Here is an 18,141-nt window from a genome sequence, read left to right as displayed (position 1 = left end):
CACTTGGCCACAATTGCGCGGCCGGGACGGACCCGGCCGCGCCCCTCCGTCAGAACTCCAGCCGCAGCCCGACCCGGAAGGTGCGACCCAGCACGTCGTAGAGCGTCCGGTTGGTCTGCAGGTAGGCCACCGTGTTCTCCGCGCCGAGATTGCTCGGATTGGCCGTGAGCACGGGATCGGTGTCGAACAGGTTCTTGATCGAGAGATAGGCCTGGCCGGAGACGCTGGCGACCGTGAAGTCGTAGCTGGCCGAGACGTCGAAATAGACCGCCCCGTCGATGCTGTTGTCGTCAATCGTGTAGTAGGGCGCCACACTGGCCGGGCAGTTGGACTGACACTCGGTATAGGCGTTGGAAATCACGCCGCTGCTGACCCCCCGGGCCGTCAGGTTGAAGGTCCAGGGCTCGGTCCGGTACATCGCCGAGAAGCGGTACACCCAGTCCGGCGTGCTGCCGACATTGGAGCCGGCCAGGTCGATGGCGGTGACGCCGTCGTCGGTGATGTTCTCGATGTAGTGCGTGGCCATGGCCCGCAGGGTCAGGTCGCCCGGCGCGCCGGGGATGAAGTCTTCCAGGGCCGTGCGATAGGTCGCCTCGATGTCCAGCCCCTTGGCCGACATGCTGTTGAGGTTCTCATAGTAGAGATCGATGACGCTGAGGGCGCCGTTCACGAACCGCAGGTTGTTGCAGTACTTCTGGACGTTCTGGATGTAGCAGTAGTCGGCCGTCTGCTGGGCGGTGACGAAGCTGATCACCCCGTCGACCTTGATCTCGTAATAGTCGACCGAGGCCGTGAAGCCCGGCAGGAAGCGCGGCGAGACCACGAAGCCCACGCCATAGCCGTCGGCGACTTCCGGCTGGACACTGGGATTGCCCTGCAAATTCTGGACGAAGGCGGTGGCGACGCCGTTGATCGAGACCGAATTGCTGCGCGCCGTGCCGCTGTCGTAGAGCTCGCTCATATTGGCCGCGCGGATGTCGCGGGAGGCCGAGGCGCGGAACTTGATGTCGGGGACCGGCTCGTAGGTTAGGCCCGCCTTCCAGGTCTTCACCCCGCCGGAGGTGCTGTAGTCGGTGTAGCGGAAGGCCCCGTTGAAATCCAAACCCTCCAGGAGGGGGACCAGCGCCTCGACATAGGCCTCGGCGACGTCGTATTCGCCGCGGGTCACCTTGTAGTTCCCGTACTTCCAGCCGCTCTCGTATTGCGGCTCCACATAGCCGTCCATCTGCTCCTTGCGCCACTCGGCGCCGAAGGCGATCGAGATCGGCCCGGCCCAGCCCTTGAGGCCGCCGGTGGAGAAGTTGATCGCCGCGACATCCTGGGTGAACTCCTGGGTGCGCAGCGGCGTGCCGAGCACATAGTCCAGGGCCGCCTGGCTCGCCACCCCGATCCCGAACCGGTTCAGCGGCACGCAGCCGTTGGCGGGGTTGGCGATGGAGGATCGGCAGACGATCTGACCGCTGACCGGATGGACCACCGCGTCGGTGGCCAGCGCCAGGCGGGCGGTGTTCCAGGTGGCGGTGAGCTGCTCGCGGGTGTCGGTGACGCCGCGCTGGTAGTAGGCGTCCCACTTGAAGCCGAGGCCCAGGGCGTCGAACTCGCCCTCGGCGCCGACCACGTAGCGCTCGGTCTCGCGGACGTTGTTGCTGCCCGACGGCGGCATGTCGGCGTTGCTCGTGCCCATCACGAAGGACGAGAGGCCGAGCGCGGTCATCTGGCTGCGCACCGAGGCCGGCAGATAGGCGTTGTCGGCGAAGATGGTGACGCCGGTATGGGTCGGCTGGATGTAGTAGCTCAAGCCCTCGTAGCGTGCATAGGAGGCCTGGGCGAAGACCGTGAGGTTGGGCGCGATCTCGTAGCTGACCCGGCCGAACACGCTCTCGCGATCCTCGTCGGGCGAGAGACTGTTGGTGCCGTTCATGCCCGACGAGGTGTATTCCCAGTCCCCGCCGACCATCCATTGGCCGGAAACCGCGCCGTAGGCGAGCTGGTTGACCGCGCCGTTGACGCCGAAATAGGTCCCGCGCAGCGGCCCGGACGTGATCAGGCCGCCCGGCGTATAGGTGGAGATGCCCACCCGGTCGGCGACGATGTAATAGGGCGCCCCGGCCGAGGTGTCGGGATTGCGGATGGCGAAGTGGCCGCCCTTGTTCCAGTCGCGGCTCGTGTTGTGGACCCCGTCCTGGCTGACCTTCTCGACGCTGAACAGGACATGTCCGCGGCCTTCCGCGAACGGCCCGCCGGCGGTGAGGTTGAGCTTCCAGTTCGGCGTGTCGCCATAGGTGGTCTCGCCGTACTCCATCGTGGTTTTGACGCCGGTATAGGTCTTGTCGAGGATGAAGTTCACCACCCCGCCCACCGCGTCGGAGCCGTAGGCGGACGAGGCGCCGCCGGTCACCACCTCCACCCGCTGGATCAGCGATTGCGGGAAGGTGTTGGTGTCCACCTGGCCGGTGGCGGCCGAGACCACCGACCTCTGGCCGTCGAACAGCACCAGCGTACGGCCGGTGCCGAGCGCGCGCAGGTTGAGGGCGCTGATGCCCGCCGCACCGTTGCTGAGCGATCCCGAGGAGGTCGACGCCGTGGCGCTGCCCATCACCGAGGGCAGGGTGTTGACGAAATCGGCGATGTTGGCCGGGGCCTCGGCCTGGATCTCCTGGGCGCCCAGCACATTCACCGGCGTCGGCGCGCTGTAGCCGTCGCGGACGATCCGCGAGCCGGTGACCACCACCTCGTCCACCTCGTCGGCCGCATCCGCCAGCGCCGGCGTCCACGCGCCCAGCAGAGCGGCCAGGCTGACGCCGGCCAGGGCGCAACGGCGGAGGCCCGTCGCGGATCTGTACTTCGCCCAAGAATTCATCGCACCCCTCTTTGTGTTTTCAAGTCGATGTGGAAGCGGGCCGGACGCGGCCCCGCGATTACTCTGGATTCGGGACGCAAAATCCCGCCGGCGCTGCGAAAAGGCGCGCGCCGCTCAAGTCTTCGAACTTGGTGAAAACTATTCGAGACCGAAAATTTCGGTCACGTGGCCGAAGTAACTGCGATCATAGCTGATGACCTCGCGATAACGCCGATTGGACGCGCCGACGCCGGTCGTTTCCCCCGCAACGTGCCCAAGCTGTCTGTTCGGCCTTTCGGCTTTACGCTGGTGTTCCGCCCGTCGCCCGGTCACTCTAGGCGTCGCCCGGAGTCCGACTTGAGGAAAGTTGAAATCCGGCTTTCAAAACGCGTGGGTGCTGTTGAAATGTGCAGGAGTCTGCGAGGCTGATGGCGAAAACCGAACAGTTGGAGCTCGATGACGTCGATTATCGCATCCTCAAGGAGCTTAGCCTCGACGGTCGCGTGTCGGATGTGTCGCTGGGCGACCAGATCAAGCTCTCGGCCACCGCCGTCGCCCGGCGCCGCAAGAGCCTGGAGGAGCGCCAGGCGGTGCTCAGCTATTCGGCGAACCTGAACCTGCCGCTGCTGGGCTTCAATGTGGTGGTGTTCGTAGCCGTCGAGCTGAGCTCCCAGGCCGAGCACGCCCTGATCGAGTTCGAGCGCGAGGTCGTGAAGTGCCCGTCGGTCTCCTATTGCGGGTTCGTCTCGGGCGACACCGACTTCCTGCTCATGCTGCACGTGGAGTCGTTCGAGGACTACGACCGGGTCTATCGGCGCGAGCTCTCCACCCTGCCCCACGTGGCCAAGATCCGGTCGAGCTTCGTCATCCGCGAGGTCGCCCGCCGCGGCACGCCGCCGGTGGTGTTCGAGGACAAGGCCTGAAACAGAAACGGGGAGGCCCTGCGGCCTCCCCGTCCACGGAATTCCCCGTTTGGAGCGAGGGCTAGTCGGCGGTGGCGCCGGCCGGCGGATAGGGGATTCCGAGCTGGTCGAGATAGGTCTTGTACTTCTTCGGGTTGTAGTAATACGGCTCCATCTTCGGCCGCATGCGCTCCATGATCTCGGCGTTCAGATGGATGGCCGGCTTGTCCTGAGCCGTCAGGACCGGATCGTACTTCTGGTCCTTCAGCTGCACGTTCTGGAAATAGTCCTTGGCGTCCGCCACGAGCTTGGGCGTCGTGGCGATGTCGAGCACGGTCAGGGTCACCGCCTTGGCGCCGGCGACCACGCCCTTGTGCGCGATGGGCGTGGCCATGGCCATGGCCGAGGTCACGTTGTGGCCGATCATGTTGGGCACATTGGAGGGATAGCGGATGGTGATCGTCGGCACCGTCCACATGATGTCGCCGATATCGTCCGACCCGCCGCCCATGGAGACGCCGCGGGAGTCGGGGGTCGACAGGGGCGCGACCTCGCTGGCCAGGGGCTCCACCCTCAGATGGTTGGTCTGTTGCAGGGCCTTGGCGAAGGCTTGGTCCGCCTCGCTCCATTGCGGCATGCCCACCCGCTGGATATTGGCGTAGGCCGCCTCCGCCAGGGGCTTGTTGCCGTAGTTGGGGGCCGCATAACCCAGCAGCCGCCGCTCCACCTTGGTGTCGGTGGCCATGGCCGCGGCCTCGGCGATCTTGTTGCCGAGCTCGTAGAGGCCGCGGATCGAGGCGAATTCCTGCTCGCGGAAATAATACCAGACCGAGGCCTCGCCCGGCACGATGTTGGGCTGACCGCCGCCGTTGGTGATCACGTAGTGCGAGCGCTGGGTGACCGGCAGGTGCTCGCGCCGCATATTCCAGGCCGCATTCATCAGCTCCACCGCATCCAGCGCGCTGCGGCCGGCCCAGGGCTGGCCGGCGGAGTGGGCCGTCTTGCCGTGGAAGGTGTACTCCACCGAGACCATGCCGTTGTTGCCAGCCGGGCCCCAGCCGGTGGAGAAGTCGCGGCTGACATGGGCGAAGATCGAGGCGTCCACATCCTTGAAGAGGCCGTCGCGGACATAGAAGGCCTTGGTGGCCAGGAGCTCTTCGGCGACTCCCGGCCACAGCATCAGCCGGCCAGGGATCTTGTTCTTCTCCATCACGTCCTTGGCCGCCAGGGCCGCGACGATCATCATCGGCATGCCGGAATTGTGGCCCTCGCCATGGCCGGGCGCGCCGGGGACCTGGGGCTTGATCTCGGCGACGCCGGGCACCTGCGAAAGGCCCAGCAGGCCGTCGATGTCGCTGCCCAGCGCGATCAGCGGCCCGCCCGAGCCCCAGGTGGCGGTCCAGGCCGTGGGGATGCCGGCCACGCCCCGCTCGATCTTGAAACCGTTCCTCTCGAGGATCCCGGTCAGGTATTCCGAGGTGCGGACCTCTTGGAAGCCCGGCTCGGCGAAGCTGAAGACCGAGTCGACCATCTCCTGCGCCAGCTTGGCGCGCCCCTCCACGCCGGCGATCGCCGCCTGCCGCATCTCCGGCGTCGGCTCGGCCCGGGCGGAAAGCCCCGGAAGGGCCAGCGCCGCCCCCGCCAGAAGGGCTGCGATGGTCTTGTAGGCGTCGGGACGTCTCATGAATGCTCCCCCAGATGTGTGCGAACCATGGGCCGCCGAGAGCCGAACGCCAACCGGAGACGCAGGCGCCGACATCCAGCGCGCTTCGCCACCTCGGCGTCGCCTTTCGGCGTAGTAGAAAAGCTATGAGCTTGAAATCATCGCTCCATGCGATGAGATCCGCGGAACCCTGCGCGCGCAACCCAAACCCTCCCGGATTCCACCACACCGCGCAAGATCGCGCCGAGGCTGGCGAATCTGCCCGAGTTTGCGCCGGGCCTGCTGATTTCGTGGTCGATGATGGGCCAGACAATCCGGGGCTTGGAGCGGCCAGGGGGAATCGAACCCCCGACATTCAGCTTGGGAAGCTGACGTTCTACCTCTGAACTATGGCCGCGCCCGGGGCCGCGCGGAGCGGCCGGGGGGCGGAACATAGCGGGGTCGGGGGCTTCGGCCAAGCGCCTTGCGTTGACCTGTCGCGGCGGCGCCCGCACGATGGGCCGCAACCAAGTCTCACAACGCAGGGAGGTCGCCATGGCGGACGGCGAGATGCAGGCCAAGGCCCGGTTCACGGCCATGACCGAGGGCACCCAGGAAGACTGGATGGCCATCGTGCGGGCCTCGGCGCCCTTCAGTCGCGAGCTGCCCGACCGGCTGATCGCCCATCTGAAGATGCTGCAGGGCGACTGCGGCGGCTATGCGGTCGACCGGCTGGAACACTCCCTGCAGACGGCCACCCGCGCCTTCAAGGAGGGCCGCGACGAGGAATATGTAGTCTGCGCCCTGATGCACGACATCGGCGACATCCTGGGCCCCGCCAACCATGCGGAGATCGGGGCGGTGATCATGAAGCCCTACGTCTCGGAGCAGAACTGGTGGATGCTGGATAAGCACGGCATCTTCCAGGGCTACTACTTCTTCCATCACCTGGGGCTGGACCGCGACATGCGCGAGCAGTTCCGCGGCCACCCCTGGTTCGAATACACCGCCCAGTTCTGCCACCTCTACGATCAGAACAGCTTCGATCCGGACTATGTCTCCATGCCGCTCTCGGCCTTCGAGCCGATGCTGCGGCGGGTGCTGGAGCGGCCGAAGCGCTCGATCTACAAGCGCGAGACGGCCGAGGCCTAAGACCCCGACCCGGCGCGATCAGAACCGCTCGGCGCGCACGCCGCGCCGGGCGAGCTTCTCCTGCACGCTGTCGGGACCGACCAGGTGGCCGGCGCCCACGGCGATGAAGCTGACGCCGGAGCCCTGGAGCTTCTCCACGATCTGGTCGGCCCAATCCTCGTTTCGACGGACGATGAGCACGTCGTAGGCCTCGGCGTAATCGCGGCGCATCTCGGTGATGAAGGCCGCCTCCAGGGCGGCCGCATCACCCGAGACCCAGGCGGCGACCAGGGCGTCGAGCATGGCCGCCGCATCGTCCACATCGGCCAGGGTGGCGCGCAGCATGGCGAGTTCGGCCTCCGGCGCCATGTCGGCGAAGAAGCGGATCTGCTGCTCCATGGTCTCCAACGCCGCCACCGGCTTGTTCCCAGCCTTGGCCTGGGCGGTCAGCACCATCTCGACCCCGCTCTGCGGGTCGTAGCCGGCCTTGACGATGGGGGCCAGCGAGAGGGTGAGGGCGGCGAACCACGGCCGCATCGGCTCCAGCGCCGGGGCCGGCAGACCCATGGCCTGGGCGGCGGCGGCCAGCCGCGCCTTGTCGGCGGCGTCGAGCCGGCTCGAGAGCGGCCTTGCCGGGTCTATGCCGTACCTGCCGATCAAGGCTTGCAGGTCGGCCGGGCTCTCCGGTTGCTTCACCTCCACGACAAGCTCGTTGCTCTCGGCGAAAGCCTTGTCGATCTTGGGGCTTCGCCAGGAGACGTCGGGCCGCAGCACATGGGCCGTGCCGAACAGGTAGAGGGTCGAATCCGCGTCCCGCACCACCCAGAGGGCCGGCTCGGCCAGGGCCGGCGCTGCGCCGGCCAGGACCAGGGTCGCGGCGAACCCAACGCAGAACCGCCGGGCGAGGGCGAGAAGCTTCATTTGGAGGTTCCTTTCGCAGGCTGGCGGAGGGCCGTTCATTCGTCGGAGAAGATCGCTTCGATCGGCAGGTCGAACAGCCGGGCGATCCTGAAAGCGAGCGGCAGGCTGGGATCGTACTTTCCGGTTTCGATGGCGTTGACGCTCTGTCGCGACACCTCGAGACGCTGAGCCAGGTCGGCCTGGCTCCAGTCGCGCTCGGCGCGCAGGACCTTGAGGCGGTTTTTCATCGCCGCGCGATCCACCAGCCGATCCAGGCGACGAAATAGCCGATCACCTGGGCCATGAGCGTGGCCACCATGCCGAAGGCGAAGAGGTCGCGCGGCTCCTCGGCGCCGAGGAAATCGGCGGGGAAACCCTGCGCGCCAGGCGACGACAGGGCGATGAAACCCAGAAGCACGACCACGATCCCCGCGCTGCCGCCCCAGTACCAGGCGAACTTGTGGGCCTCCCGCTGCGCCTCGTCGAGACGGCGCCAATAGACGATGGCGATCGGCCCGACGACCAGGATCATGGCCGCCGTCAGAACCGCCGCGCCGATCGGTCCTTGGTTGAGGCCGGAGGCGCGGCCGAGGAAACCGATCAAGCCCCCGGCGAGCAGCAGTAAGAGCGCCAGGACCCAGCTCGGCGTGCGGGCGAAGACGGATCGGAACATCGGAAATCTCCCTTGGACTACCGCGACCAGGCGTTCCAGCCCACCGCGGCCATGGAGACGAGAGCGCCGAAGCTGGAACGGCGCAGCTCGACGCTCGGCGAAAGCCCGCCGGGCCAGGCGTGCAGAAGCCCCGCGAAGGCGAAGACGAGAAGCGCTGTCACGGCGGCCACCACCGCCTGACGGCTTCCCCACATGGCTCCATGCTCCTGCATGACAAGCTCCCTCGTCTTGATGACAAGGAAACACGACACATTCGGCCTGTCAAGGATGCACGACAAAATGTCAGGCGCGTTTGCTACTGAACCCGCTCGACCCGATAACCCCGCGCGCGCAGCAGCGCCGGCAGGCCGTCCTCGCCGGCCATGTGCAGGGCGCCGACATTGACGAGGTGGACGCCGCCGGGCGCCAGGAGCACGCCGTCGAGCGTCTCGGCCCAGGCGAGGTTGCGTCGGCGGATGAAAGCCTCATGGAACTCCGGCGTGTCCCGGCGCAGGACGCTCAGAATCCCCCGATCGAGCGCGCGGACGTCACCCGCGAGCCAGGCCTGTTGCAGGGAGACGCCGCCGCGGCGGGGCGGGGCGGTCAGCTCGCGCACCACGTCGGCCAGGTATTGCAGCTCCACGGGCTCCGGCAGGTCGGCAAAGATGCGAATCTGGTCTTCCAGCGTCTCCAGGGTGCGGATCTCCTTCTCGCCCGCCCGCGCCTGGCGGGCGACGACGAGGTCGGCGCCGGCGTCGGCCCGGTAGCCCTGGGTCACCTTGGGCCGGATCGAGAGGGTGAGCGCCGCCGCCCAGGGGCGCAGGTGGTCGACGCCGGCGAGATCGAGCCCGCCGCGGGCCAGGGCCGGCTGGAGGGCGGCCAGCTCCTGCGGCGGCAGGCGGACGCTCAAGGGGCGGGCGGGATCGACGCCATACCGGCCCATGAGGTCGCCCATGGTCGCAGAGTCCGCGCGGGCGAGATCGGCCTCGAACCAGACGGTCTGGGCGCGCTCATAGGCGGCGTCATAGGCTGGCGTTCGCCAGGCGGCGTCGGGCGTCAGCAGGTGCAGGGTGCCGAAGAGGTAGATCTCGGTGTCGGCGTCACGCGCCACCCACAGGGCCGGGGCGGCCGAGGCCGCAGCGCCGCAAAGGCTCGCCAGCAGGAACACAGCCGCGCCCGCGGCCGATCTCAGCCAACCCACGCCGCCCCCTTCCGTGGAATCTCAGCGCCAGACCTGGAAGTGCTTGGATAGCTTCAGCCCCTGGCGCTGGTAATGCGACCCCTGGTCGCCGTAGAGCCGGGTCGGCTTGGCGGTCAGCGGCTCATAGACCAGGCGGGCCACGGTCTGGCCGTCCTCCAGCAGGAAGGGGGTCTCGTGGCTGCGCACTTCCAGCACCCCGCGGGAGCCGACCCCGCCCGCCTCCTCGGTGCCGAAGCCCGGATCGAAGAAGCCGGCATAGTGCACACGGAACTCGCCCACCGAGGGGTCGATGGGGGTCATCTCGGCGGCTTCCAGCACCGGAATCTCGACGGCCTCCTTGGAGGCCAGGATGTAGAACTCGCCGGGATCGAGCAGCAGTTCGCCGCGGCGGGGGATCAGCGGCTCCCAATAGTCGCGGGGGTCGTGGCCGTCGACATGGTCCATATCCACCACACCGGCGTGGCGCCGCGCGCGGAAGCCGGCGATCCCGTCCGACAGGTCCACGCCGACGCTGCGGATCGAGAGCTTGGGCGGATCGCCGCGCTTCAGCCGCAGCTGGTTCAACCGGGTGCCGGGCCGCACCAGGATCGAGAAGGTCTGGGGCGCGATCTCGATATAGGTGGGTCCGGAATAGCCCTCCGCCACGTCGTCGAAGGCCACGGAATTGTCGGTGAGCAGCCGCACGAACACGTCGACACGACCGGTGGAGCTCTTAGGGTTGGCCCGCGCCGAGATCCCTGGCGGCAGGGTCAGATGCTCCTGCAATTCGGCGATGTAGACGCAGCCCTTTTCCAGCACCACGCCGCGGGTGAGGTCGAGCTCGTGCATGGCCACATGCGCGATGCGCTGGGGCACGGTGCGGCCCAGGCCCGGCAGGAAGGAGGCGCGCACTCGCCAGGCCCGCGCGCCAAGGCGAAGGTCGAGGCTGGCGGGCTGGACCTGGTCGGCCTCGAACGGGTTGGCCGCTGTCACCGCGCCGGCGGCGATCAGGTCGTCGATGGATTGGCAGGGCAGGATGCCGGAGGTCGCGCTCATCGGGGCGACACTCGCCGCGCGCGTCGAGTCTGGCAAGGGCGCGGCTAAGCCGCGAGGCCCGCAGCGATCCGCTTATAATAGACTGCCGTGCCGACGAGCCCGCCCTGCGGCTTGAAGGCATAGTCCGGGATGACCCCGCTGCGCACCCAGCCGAGGGATTCGTAGAGCTCGGAGGCCCCGCCTTCGACGGCGGTGTCGAGGGTCAGGAGCGTGCGCCCTCGTTCCACCGCCAGCGCTTCGGCCGCGCTCATCAGGGCTCGGGCCAGGCCCCGCCCGCGGGCGACCGGCGCCACCATCAGCTTCCAGATCTCCGCCCGGAACGGCTGGTTGGGCGGGGTGTCGAGATAGAGGGTCACGGTTCCTTCCAGGCGCCCCTCAAGGAAGGCGCCGAGCAGGATGCGCCCGCCCGCCGCCGCATCGGCCAGCGCCCCGCGCCAATAGGCCCGCGCCTGGTCCATCGGTACAGGATCCATGAAGTGCACGGAGCCGCCGGCGGCCACCGTCTGCGCCAGGATTTCGGCCAGCCGTTCCTCGGTCGCCGGGCCGGGGGAAAGCACGCGGATATCGAAGCCGGGCATATTCATCTCCGGGAGACCGCCACCAGATAGGCGCAGGGTTCAGGGGCGGGATTGATGAAGCTGGATTGGGCCGGCTCGCCGAAGGCGTAGGCGTCGCCGGCGGCGAGCTCGGTGCGCCGGCCGCCCTCCTCTATCGCCAGGGTCCCGCTCAGCACCCAGACCACCTGGCGGATGAAGGCGTAGGAGGCGGCCGGCAGATCCACCCGCGCTCCGGCCGGCAGTTCGACCTCGACCAGCTCCACCGGATGGTCGCCGCGGGCGAAGACCTGGCGGCGCAGATAACCCGTGCCCGGATCGCGCCAGACCGGCTGGTCGGCCGCGGCGGTCTTGCGCCCGCCCTCGGCCTCGGCGCGCGTCAACAGGGCGGCGAGGGTGAGCTGCAGCGCGCCCGACAGCTTGCCGAGCAGGGCGGCGGTGGGGCTCGCCTCCCCCCGCTCGATCTTGCCGATCATCGCCTTGGAGACTTCGGAACGCTCGGCAAGCTCGCCCTGGCTCCAGCCCCGCGCTTCGCGCTCCACGCGGATGCGGTGGGCGAGGCGCCGGGTCGCTTCGTCTATTATAGTGCTCACACGGACACTATGATGGCTCATCAGCTGGGCTGCAAGCCTTACGACTTTCTGCCGATGGCGCCGGGCCGGCGCGGAGGCTAGAAGGCGCTGGCGAACGGAAGGGGTGCGTCATGGCGGAAGATCCGCGCGACTGGGAGATCGAGACGAGGGCGGTTCGTGGCGGGCTGGCCCGCAGCCCCTATGGCGAAATCTCCGAGGCGATGTTCCTCACCCAGTCATTCGCCTATGACAGCGCCGCGGCCGCCGACGCGCGCTTCGCCGGGGACGCCCCGGGCTTCATCTACCAGCGGTTCGGCAACCCCACGACCCAGATGTTCGAGGACCGGCTGGCGCTCTTGGAAGGCGCCGAGATGTGCCGGGCCACCGCCTCGGGGATGAGCGCCGTGCACGTAGCCCTGCAAGGGCTGGTGCGCGCCGGCGACCACATCGTGGCCGGCCGCGCTCTCTTCGGCTCCTGCCGCTGGATCCTGTCGGAATGGATGCCCCGCTTCGGGGTTGAGACCACCTATGTGGACGCCACCGATCTCGAGGCTTGGAAGAACGCCGTCCGGCCCAACACCAAGGCCTTCCTCGTGGAGAGCCCGGCCAATCCGCTGCTGGAGGTCACCGCCATCGGGGCTGTAGCCGAGATCGCCCATGCGGCCGGCGCCAAGCTGGTGGTCGACAACGTCTTCGCCACCCCGATCTTCCAGAAGCCGCTGGCGCTGGGCGCCGACATCGTCGTCTATTCGGCCACCAAGCACATCGACGGCCAGGGCCGGGTGCTGGGGGGCGCGATCCTCGGCTCGACCGAGTTGATGACGCAGGCCTACAAGGACATCCTGCGCCACACCGGCCCCGCGCTTTCGCCCTTCAATTCCTGGGTGCTGCTGAAGGGCCTGGAGACGCTGGAGCTGCGCGTGCGCCGCCAGGCCGAGAACGCCGCGAAGGTGGCCAACGCGATCGGCGCCCATTCGAAGGTGCGGAAGGTGGTCTATCCCGGCCGGGCGGACCATCCGCAGGCCGGGGTCATCGCCAACCAGATGTCGGGCGGCGGAAACGTGGTGGCCTTCGACTTGGGGAGCCGCGAGGCGGCCTGGCGGTTCCTGGACGCCCTGCAGATCGTCGACATCTCCAACAATCTCGGCGACGCCAAGTCCATGGCCACCCACCCCTCGACCACCACCCACCGCTCCATGCCCGAAGCCGAGCGGCTGGAGATCGGCCTGACCGAGGGCTGGGTGCGGATGAGCGTCGGGCTCGAAGGCGCCGGCGACCTGACGCGGGACGTAGGCCGGGCCCTGGACGCGGCCTGAGGTCGATCCGGCGCCGGATTCAGGCCCGCGTCGGCGCGCGACGCGCCGGCGCGTGCTCCGCTTCCTTGGGCGGACGACGCTTGTTCCGCACCCAATCCTCGTAGAAGGCGGTCTTGGCGTCGATCTGCTCCAGGGCGCCGGTCAGCTCGCGGATCTGGGCTTCGATCTCGGCCCTGTGCTCCCGCAGCATCGCCATGCGCGCCTCGAGCGTACGCCACCCCTCCATGGAAAGCTCCGTCAGGCGCCGCATGTCGGCGATGGACATGCCCGTGCGGCGCATCCGGTCGAGGAACAGGAAGTGCTCGAGGTGGCCGGGCTCATAGACCCGGCGGCCGCCTGCGTCCCGGTCCACCCGGGGCAAGAGGCCCTGGGCCTCGTACCACCGGATGGTGTGGACGCTGCGATCGACGAGCTTGGCGAAGCGTCCGATATGTTAACGCGCGCTCACGAGGTCAGCGGCTCCAGCACGGCCTCCGCCAGGGCTGAGTCGAGATATTCGCGCACCTCGCGCATCTTGCCGTCGGCCATCTCGATCACGAAGCAGTAGCGGTTGTTGTACGCCTTGCCCGACTTTAGCGTCACCGCACCCCGGGCCTCAACGACCACCACGTCGCCCTCGGCGAAGATGTTGGTCGCGGTGTTGGTGTAGACGCTGGCGTACTGCCGGCGCAGCGGTGCGAACAGATCGTCCCTGGCCCGCTCGCGGCCGTGGTGGACCGCGCTCCAGACGCCGCCGACCATAGGGCGCCAGACGACGTCCTCGGCCATGGCTTCATAGAAGGCGCGGCTGTCGCCGGCGGCCAGGTCCTGCATCGCCTTGGCGACGATCTGTTTGTTGTCGGCTTGGGTCATCGACTGGTCTCCTTATCGAACCAGCCTCGGAGAAAACCTCCTAGAGCGCTCTCTAGGTCAATAGCCTCTCTTCCCATCCATCCAGGCGAGGATTTCCGCGTTGATTTCCCGCGGATAGGTGTGGCTGAGGTCGGGGAGCTCGCGATAGGCGACGGCGGCCCCGGCCGCCGAGAGGGCACGATACGCCTCCCGCGCCATTTCGATGGGGAACATCCAGTCGAGCGCGCCGTGGGCGATGTGGATCGGGAGGCTCTCGATCCGGCCTGGGTCGGCCATCTGCGCCAGCATGGGGTGGAAGGCCGCAGCCACAGGGGCCAGATGCGTGAACGGCGATCCCGGCTCCAGGCCGGAAACATAGGCGAAGGTGCCGCCGTCGCTCATGCCCGAGAGCAGCAGGCGGGCCGGATCGACGGACCAGTTGGCGCGCACATGATCCAGAATGCCGGCGAGGTTCGGGGTGTCCACATCCTCGCCGGTTAAGGCCCAGGTCTCGCCGAGCGCCGTGGGGCATACGAGGATGGCGCCGTGGGCGCGCGCGTCCCGCAGCCAGCTCCACAGGAAGGCCGCGCCGTTTCCACTGCCGCCGTGCAGGGCGAAGACCGCCGGCGCGGATGTGGCGGGGTCGTAGTCCTCCGGAACGTAGAGCGAAAAGCCGCCGCGAATCCCGGGTTCGCCGCCGAAATGCATGACGCCGGTGACGCCCGGCTGCGCAGGTCGCGCCAGGCGCGCCTGGAGCTCGGCGTCGCCACGCAGGGGATGCGGCAGGAAGAAGCGGCTGATCGGCGGCAGGACGCCGACGAGGGAATAGAGCGCCGCCTCGGCCCGGGAGAGCTGGCGCAGGGCGCGGAAGGCCCCGCGCAAGCCCTCCGGTGCGGACGCCGCGGCGCGCAGAGCTTCGAACCCGGCGATCGCAGCCTCGCCCGCCTCGGCCAGCGCACTACGGAGCTGCGTCAGCGCCTCGGACCAGGCGTCCATGCGGGCGAGCGCCTGGGGCAGATCCGCCTCGGGCGTTCCGATGGCGGCCAGCACCTCGGCCAAGTCCGGCGGATGCAGGTGACGCGCGACGAAGGCCAGCCCCTCCAGCGCCCGGAGCAGGGTCGGAACAAGCGTTGCGAGATCCTGAAGCTCCCGATCTTCCATCCGCGTAAGCTTGGGCGGCGGGCGAGCGGAGAGCCAGCCAAAACTTCCCGGGCCGAGGCCTAGTCGGCGTTCAGCGCCTCCGGATCGACCGAATAGACCCGCGAGCAGTATTCGCAGGTGACGCTGATGCGGCCGTCCGGCTCGACCATCTCGGCCCGGGCCGCCTCGTCGAACGACTTCAGCACGGTCTCGATCCGCTCCTGGGAGCATCGGCAGAAGGCCTTCAGAGCCTTGGGCTCGAACACCCGCACGCCGTCCTCGTGGAACAGCCGAAAGAGCAAGGTTTCGGCCGAGATGGTCGGGTCGATCAGCTCGTCCTCGCCGATGGTCTCGAAGAAGGCCTGGGTGCGGTCCCATGGCTCGGCCGTTGGCGCGCGCGCCTCGTCCTCGGCGATGTTCTGGATCAGCATGCCGCCGGCGCGCCAGCGGCGTCCCTCGCCCACGTCCACCTGGCCGACCGCCAGGCGCACGCGGGTCGGGGTCTGCTCGGACTGCGCAAAGTACTGCTCGGCGCAGAGGGCCAGCGTTTCCCCCTCGATGGCGGTGACGCCCTGATAGCGGTCCATGTCCGGGCCCTGGTCCACCGTCATGATGAACACCCCGTCGCCGAGCAGCGAGCGGGCGCCGGGCCGGGCGAAGCCTTGCGAAGCTTCAGCCACCGCGTCCTCGTCATAGCGGCAGTAGCCGCGGAGGGAGCCTTCGGTGTCGTAGTCGGCCACGACGTAGCGCACCGGGCCGGAGCCTTGCGCCTGGACGATGAGGCGGCCGTCGAACTTCAGGTTGGAGCCCACCAGGGCGGCCAGCGCGCAGGTCTCGCCCAGCAGGTTCGCCACGGCTTCCGGATAGGCGTGGGCCTGCAGGATCTCGTCGATTGAACCGCCCAGGCGGACGGTGCGGCCGCGCACGGCTTCCCCCTCGATCTGGAACGGGGCGACGAGGTCGTCGGGCGCGTTATGGAGTGCGGTCTCGGACATGGTGGCGGGATATAGGGGCAGCCCGCGACAGTTGCGAGCTTGAGCGGTTATTCCTCCCCCGCTGCGCAGGGGAGGAAGAGACCTATCGGATCGCCCCGAAGCACCAGGCCAGGATCGACTTCTGGGCATGGATGCGGTTCTCGGCCTCGTCCCAGACCAGGCTGCGGGGCCCGTCGATCACCGCGTCCGTCACCTCCTCGCCGCGATGAGCGGGCAGGCAGTGCAGGAAGACGCCGTCGGCGGCCGCCAGGTCCATGAGCTTCTCGTCGACCTGGAACGGATCGAAGGCCTCCAGCCGCTCCTCGTGGTCGGTGTCGCCCATGGAGACCCAGGTGTCGGTGATCACGCAGTCGGCGCCGCGCACCGCCGCGCGCGGGTCGTCGGTCATTTCGATCCGCCCCTGCTCGGACTCGGCGCGGGCGAGGTCGACGAGATCCGGATGGTAGACCGTCGGGCAGGCGATGTTCAGCTTGAAGCCCAGCTTCGGCGCGGCGTGGATGAAGCTGGCGCAGACATTGTTGCCGTCGCCCACCCAGGCGAGCGTGCGGCCGGCGATGGGGCCGCGATGCTCCTCGAAGGTGAGGATGTCGGCCAGGATCTGGCAGGGATGGCTCTTGTCGGTCAGGCCGTTGACGATGGGGATGGTCGAGGAGAGCGCCAGGCGCTCCACGTCCTCGTGCCGATTGGCGCGGATCATCACCGCATCGACCATGCGCGAAAGCACCCGGGCGGTGTCCTCGATCGGCTCGCCGCGGCCGATCTGCATGTCGGCCGAGTTCGACATGATCACCGAGCCGCCGAGCTGGCGCATGGCCGCGTCGAACGAGAAGCGGGTGCGGGTCGAGTGCTTCTCGAAGATCATGGCCAGCACCCGGTCCTTGGCCGGGGCGTCGGCGTCGACGCGGCCCTGGGGCCAGCCCTTGCGCGCGGCCTTGCGGGCCTTGGCGTCGTCCAGGATGGCGCGCAGGTCGGAGCCCTCGAGCCGCCAGAGGTCGAGGAAGTGTCTGGGAGATTGGGTCATCGTGGGGTCCCCACCAACCCCGCTCGTCCCGGCGAAGGCCGGGACCCAGTTTCGTCTGGCGCGAGCGGGGCGTTTCAGCTGGACCCCGGCCTTCGCCGGGGTGAGCGGTTGAAGGATTAGGCGGCGGCCTTGGCCTTGGCGCGGGCGGCCTCGCAGGCGCGCTCCAGCTTCTCGACGGCCTCTCGCGCCTCTTCGAGGGTGAGGGTCAGCGGCGGCAGCAGGCGCACGCAGTTATCGCCGCCGCCGGCAATCAGCAGATGCTGGTCGCGGGCGTGCTGCATGAACTCGCGGTTCGGCGTGGCGAGCTTCAGGCCGATCAGCAGGCCCTTGCCGCGGATGTCGAGGACGACGTCCGGATAGCGGTCCTTCAGCCCGTTGAACTGCTGGGTGAAATAGCCGGCCAGTTCACGGACATGGTCCATCAGCTCGGGCTTGGTCAGCTCTTCCATGGCCGCGAGCGCCACGGCCATGGCCAGCGGATTGCCGCCGTAGGTCGAGCCGTGGGAGCCGACGGTCATGCCGGCGCCGGCCTCGGCGGAGGCCACGCAGGCGCCCACCGGGAAACCGCCGCCCAGGGCCTTGGCCAGCGCCACAATGTCGGGCTTGACGTTCTCCGCCCACTCCCAGGCGAAGAGCTTGCCGGTCCGGCCGAGGCCACACTGGATCTCGTCGAAGATCAGCAGGGTTCCGGTTTCATCGCACAGGCGGCGCATCTCCTGCAGAGCCTGTTCGGAGAGAGCGCGGGCCCCGCCCTCGCCCTGCACCGGCTCGACGATGATCGCCGCGGTGGTCGGGCCGACCGCCTCCTTCAGCGCCTCCATGTCGCCGAAAGGCAGCTGGACGAAGCCCGGCATCCGCGGGCCGAAGCCCTCCAGATAGGCGGCGTTGCCCGAGGCGTTCACCGCCGCCAGGGTGCGGCCGTGGAACGAGCCGTCGAAGCCGATGATGTCGATGCGGTCCGCATCGCCCTTGGCCCAGTGATGCTTGCGCGCGGTCTTGATGGCGCACTCGATCGCCTCCGCGCCCGAGTTGGTGAAGAACACCACGTCCAGCCCGGTGACGTCGCAAAGCACCTTGGCCAGCTTCTCCTGGCCCGGAACCTTGAAGATGTTGGACACGTGCCAGAGCTTCTCGGCCTGGTCCTTCACCGCCTGAACGAGCTTGGGATGGCTGTGGCCCAGGGCGTTGACCGCGATCCCGGCCAGGCAGTCGAGATAGGCCTCCCCCTCCGCCGTGAACAGTCGCGCGCCTTCGCCTCGTTCGAACGCCAGCGGGGCGCGGTTATAGACGCCCAGGATGTGGTCGGCGGGAACGGTCGCGGCGGATTGCGCGGTCTTTTCGGTCACGGGAGAGACCCTCCAGAACGGAAGCATCCCCGCCGCGGCGCGACGGGGACTGGAAGGCCTGGCG

19 protein-coding genes and 1 tRNA gene are annotated in these 18,141 nt (G+C 68.4%); 3 read left to right on the top strand and 17 right to left on the bottom strand.

Features of this window, described 5'->3' with window-relative positions; translation table 11 throughout:
- Positions 1-49 precede the first annotated feature (49 nt).
- Positions 50-2,860 (bottom strand): TonB-dependent receptor plug domain-containing protein, encoded by a 2,811-nt coding sequence (locus ACK41C_RS08545; RefSeq protein ID WP_409652807.1) that lies wholly within the window; start codon positions 2,858-2,860, stop codon positions 50-52.
- Between the two features lie 407 nt (positions 2,861-3,267).
- Here ACK41C_RS08545 and ACK41C_RS08540 point away from each other — a divergent pair, with 407 nt between their 5' ends.
- The gene (locus ACK41C_RS08540) at positions 3,268-3,762 is read left to right on the top strand and encodes an Lrp/AsnC family transcriptional regulator (RefSeq protein ID WP_409652805.1); all 495 of its coding nucleotides are present in this window, start codon (positions 3,268-3,270) and stop codon (positions 3,760-3,762) included.
- A gap of 61 nt (positions 3,763-3,823) precedes the next feature.
- Here the strand turns inward: ACK41C_RS08540 and ACK41C_RS08535 are convergent, their stop codons facing one another.
- Complete coding sequence (locus ACK41C_RS08535; RefSeq protein ID WP_409652801.1) at positions 3,824-5,425, bottom strand: amidohydrolase; 1,602 nt, start codon at positions 5,423-5,425, stop codon at positions 3,824-3,826.
- A 301-nt stretch (positions 5,426-5,726) separates the two neighbouring features.
- Positions 5,727-5,801: transfer RNA gene (locus ACK41C_RS08530), tRNA-Gly, on the bottom strand.
- 137 nt (positions 5,802-5,938) lie between these two features.
- Between ACK41C_RS08530 and ACK41C_RS08525 the strand changes: the two genes are divergently transcribed.
- A complete protein-coding gene (locus ACK41C_RS08525; protein WP_409652798.1) occupies positions 5,939-6,535 on the top strand; it encodes an HD domain-containing protein in 597 nt (198 codons plus the stop codon).
- A gap of 18 nt (positions 6,536-6,553) precedes the next feature.
- Here the strand turns inward: ACK41C_RS08525 and ACK41C_RS08520 are convergent, their stop codons facing one another.
- The 8 genes from ACK41C_RS08520 to ACK41C_RS08485 all read right to left on the bottom strand — a co-directional run bounded on the left by ACK41C_RS08520 (position 6,554) and on the right by ACK41C_RS08485 (position 11,470).
- Positions 6,554-7,435 (bottom strand): TraB/GumN family protein, encoded by an 882-nt coding sequence (locus ACK41C_RS08520; RefSeq protein WP_409652795.1) that lies wholly within the window; start codon positions 7,433-7,435, stop codon positions 6,554-6,556.
- Between the two features lie 35 nt (positions 7,436-7,470).
- Entirely contained in the window at positions 7,471-7,662 is a 192-nt protein-coding gene (locus ACK41C_RS08515; RefSeq protein WP_409652792.1) for a helix-turn-helix transcriptional regulator, read from the bottom strand.
- Positions 7,659-8,087: a hypothetical protein gene (locus ACK41C_RS08510; RefSeq protein WP_409652789.1), complete on the bottom strand. Its 429-nt coding sequence runs from the start codon at positions 8,085-8,087 to the stop codon at positions 7,659-7,661. Before ACK41C_RS08510 ends, ACK41C_RS08515 begins: the two co-directional genes overlap by 4 nt.
- A gap of 17 nt (positions 8,088-8,104) precedes the next feature.
- Entirely contained in the window at positions 8,105-8,299 is a 195-nt protein-coding gene (locus tag ACK41C_RS08505) for a hypothetical protein (protein ID WP_409652786.1), read from the bottom strand.
- Between the two features lie 83 nt (positions 8,300-8,382).
- Positions 8,383-9,267, bottom strand: a complete 885-nt coding sequence (locus ACK41C_RS08500; RefSeq protein WP_409652783.1) for a TraB/GumN family protein — start codon at positions 9,265-9,267, stop codon at positions 8,383-8,385.
- A gap of 21 nt (positions 9,268-9,288) precedes the next feature.
- Positions 9,289-10,302, bottom strand: coding sequence for a 2'-deoxycytidine 5'-triphosphate deaminase (locus ACK41C_RS08495; RefSeq protein ID WP_409652780.1), 1,014 nt, complete (start codon positions 10,300-10,302; stop codon positions 9,289-9,291).
- 44 nt (positions 10,303-10,346) lie between these two features.
- Entirely contained in the window at positions 10,347-10,880 is a 534-nt protein-coding gene (locus tag ACK41C_RS08490) for an N-acetyltransferase family protein (protein WP_409652778.1), read from the bottom strand.
- A gap of 2 nt (positions 10,881-10,882) precedes the next feature.
- Positions 10,883-11,470 (bottom strand): helix-turn-helix domain-containing protein, encoded by a 588-nt coding sequence (locus ACK41C_RS08485; RefSeq protein ID WP_409652775.1) that lies wholly within the window; start codon positions 11,468-11,470, stop codon positions 10,883-10,885.
- Positions 11,471-11,559: 89 nt separating this feature from the next.
- On the opposite strand from ACK41C_RS08485, the gene metZ reads away from it, so the two are divergent.
- Entirely contained in the window at positions 11,560-12,744 is a 1,185-nt protein-coding gene (metZ, locus tag ACK41C_RS08480) for an O-succinylhomoserine sulfhydrylase (RefSeq protein WP_409652772.1), read from the top strand.
- 19 nt (positions 12,745-12,763) lie between these two features.
- Here the strand turns inward: metZ and ACK41C_RS08475 are convergent, their stop codons facing one another.
- The 6 genes from ACK41C_RS08475 to ACK41C_RS08450 form a co-directional block, all read right to left on the bottom strand.
- The gene (locus tag ACK41C_RS08475; RefSeq protein WP_409653966.1) at positions 12,764-13,174 is read right to left on the bottom strand and encodes a MerR family transcriptional regulator; all 411 of its coding nucleotides are present in this window, start codon (positions 13,172-13,174) and stop codon (positions 12,764-12,766) included.
- A 14-nt stretch (positions 13,175-13,188) separates the two neighbouring features.
- Positions 13,189-13,596 (bottom strand): nuclear transport factor 2 family protein, encoded by a 408-nt coding sequence (locus ACK41C_RS08470; protein ID WP_409652769.1) that lies wholly within the window; start codon positions 13,594-13,596, stop codon positions 13,189-13,191.
- 57 nt (positions 13,597-13,653) lie between these two features.
- Complete coding sequence (locus tag ACK41C_RS08465) at positions 13,654-14,736, bottom strand: hypothetical protein (RefSeq protein WP_409652766.1); 1,083 nt, start codon at positions 14,734-14,736, stop codon at positions 13,654-13,656.
- Between the two features lie 59 nt (positions 14,737-14,795).
- Positions 14,796-15,710, bottom strand: a complete 915-nt coding sequence (locus ACK41C_RS08460; protein WP_409652763.1) for an Hsp33 family molecular chaperone — start codon at positions 15,708-15,710, stop codon at positions 14,796-14,798.
- 82 nt (positions 15,711-15,792) lie between these two features.
- Positions 15,793-16,731: an ornithine carbamoyltransferase gene (gene argF / locus ACK41C_RS08455; protein ID WP_409652760.1), complete on the bottom strand. Its 939-nt coding sequence runs from the start codon at positions 16,729-16,731 to the stop codon at positions 15,793-15,795.
- Between the two features lie 116 nt (positions 16,732-16,847).
- Positions 16,848-18,077 carry an aspartate aminotransferase family protein gene (locus ACK41C_RS08450; protein ID WP_409652757.1) on the bottom strand — a complete coding sequence of 410 codons (1,230 nt, stop codon included), beginning with the start codon at positions 18,075-18,077 and terminating at the stop codon, positions 16,848-16,850.
- Positions 18,078-18,141 lie beyond the last annotated feature (64 nt).

Origin of the sequence: Phenylobacterium sp., assembly GCF_046290725.1 — a bacterium.
Classification (GTDB): Bacteria; Pseudomonadota; Alphaproteobacteria; order Caulobacterales; family Caulobacteraceae; genus Phenylobacterium.
The sequence above is the reverse complement of the archived record's forward strand: the minus strand, read 5'-3'. Positions and strand labels throughout refer to the sequence as shown.

Coding starts and splice junctions, on each gene's coding strand:
- ACK41C_RS08545 (WP_409652807.1), bottom strand. CDS start 2,860: ATGAATTCTTGGGCGAAGTACAGATCCGCGACGGGCCTCCGCCGTTGC.
- ACK41C_RS08540 (WP_409652805.1), top strand. CDS start 3,268: ATGGCGAAAACCGAACAGTTGGAGCTCGATGACGTCGATTATCGCATC.
- ACK41C_RS08535 (WP_409652801.1), bottom strand. CDS start 5,425: ATGAGACGTCCCGACGCCTACAAGACCATCGCAGCCCTTCTGGCGGGG.
- ACK41C_RS08525 (WP_409652798.1), top strand. CDS start 5,939: ATGGCGGACGGCGAGATGCAGGCCAAGGCCCGGTTCACGGCCATGACC.
- ACK41C_RS08520 (WP_409652795.1), bottom strand. CDS start 7,435: ATGAAGCTTCTCGCCCTCGCCCGGCGGTTCTGCGTTGGGTTCGCCGCG.
- ACK41C_RS08515 (WP_409652792.1), bottom strand. CDS start 7,662: ATGAAAAACCGCCTCAAGGTCCTGCGCGCCGAGCGCGACTGGAGCCAG.
- ACK41C_RS08510 (WP_409652789.1), bottom strand. CDS start 8,087: ATGTTCCGATCCGTCTTCGCCCGCACGCCGAGCTGGGTCCTGGCGCTC.
- ACK41C_RS08505 (WP_409652786.1), bottom strand. CDS start 8,299: ATGCAGGAGCATGGAGCCATGTGGGGAAGCCGTCAGGCGGTGGTGGCC.
- ACK41C_RS08495 (WP_409652780.1), bottom strand. CDS start 10,302: ATGAGCGCGACCTCCGGCATCCTGCCCTGCCAATCCATCGACGACCTG.
- ACK41C_RS08490 (WP_409652778.1), bottom strand. CDS start 10,880: ATGCCCGGCTTCGATATCCGCGTGCTTTCCCCCGGCCCGGCGACCGAG.
- ACK41C_RS08485 (WP_409652775.1), bottom strand. CDS start 11,470: ATGAGCCATCATAGTGTCCGTGTGAGCACTATAATAGACGAAGCGACC.
- metZ (WP_409652772.1), top strand. CDS start 11,560: ATGGCGGAAGATCCGCGCGACTGGGAGATCGAGACGAGGGCGGTTCGT.
- ACK41C_RS08470 (WP_409652769.1), bottom strand. CDS start 13,596: ATGACCCAAGCCGACAACAAACAGATCGTCGCCAAGGCGATGCAGGAC.
- ACK41C_RS08465 (WP_409652766.1), bottom strand. CDS start 14,736: ATGGAAGATCGGGAGCTTCAGGATCTCGCAACGCTTGTTCCGACCCTG.
- ACK41C_RS08460 (WP_409652763.1), bottom strand. CDS start 15,710: ATGTCCGAGACCGCACTCCATAACGCGCCCGACGACCTCGTCGCCCCG.
- argF (WP_409652760.1), bottom strand. CDS start 16,731: ATGACCCAATCTCCCAGACACTTCCTCGACCTCTGGCGGCTCGAGGGC.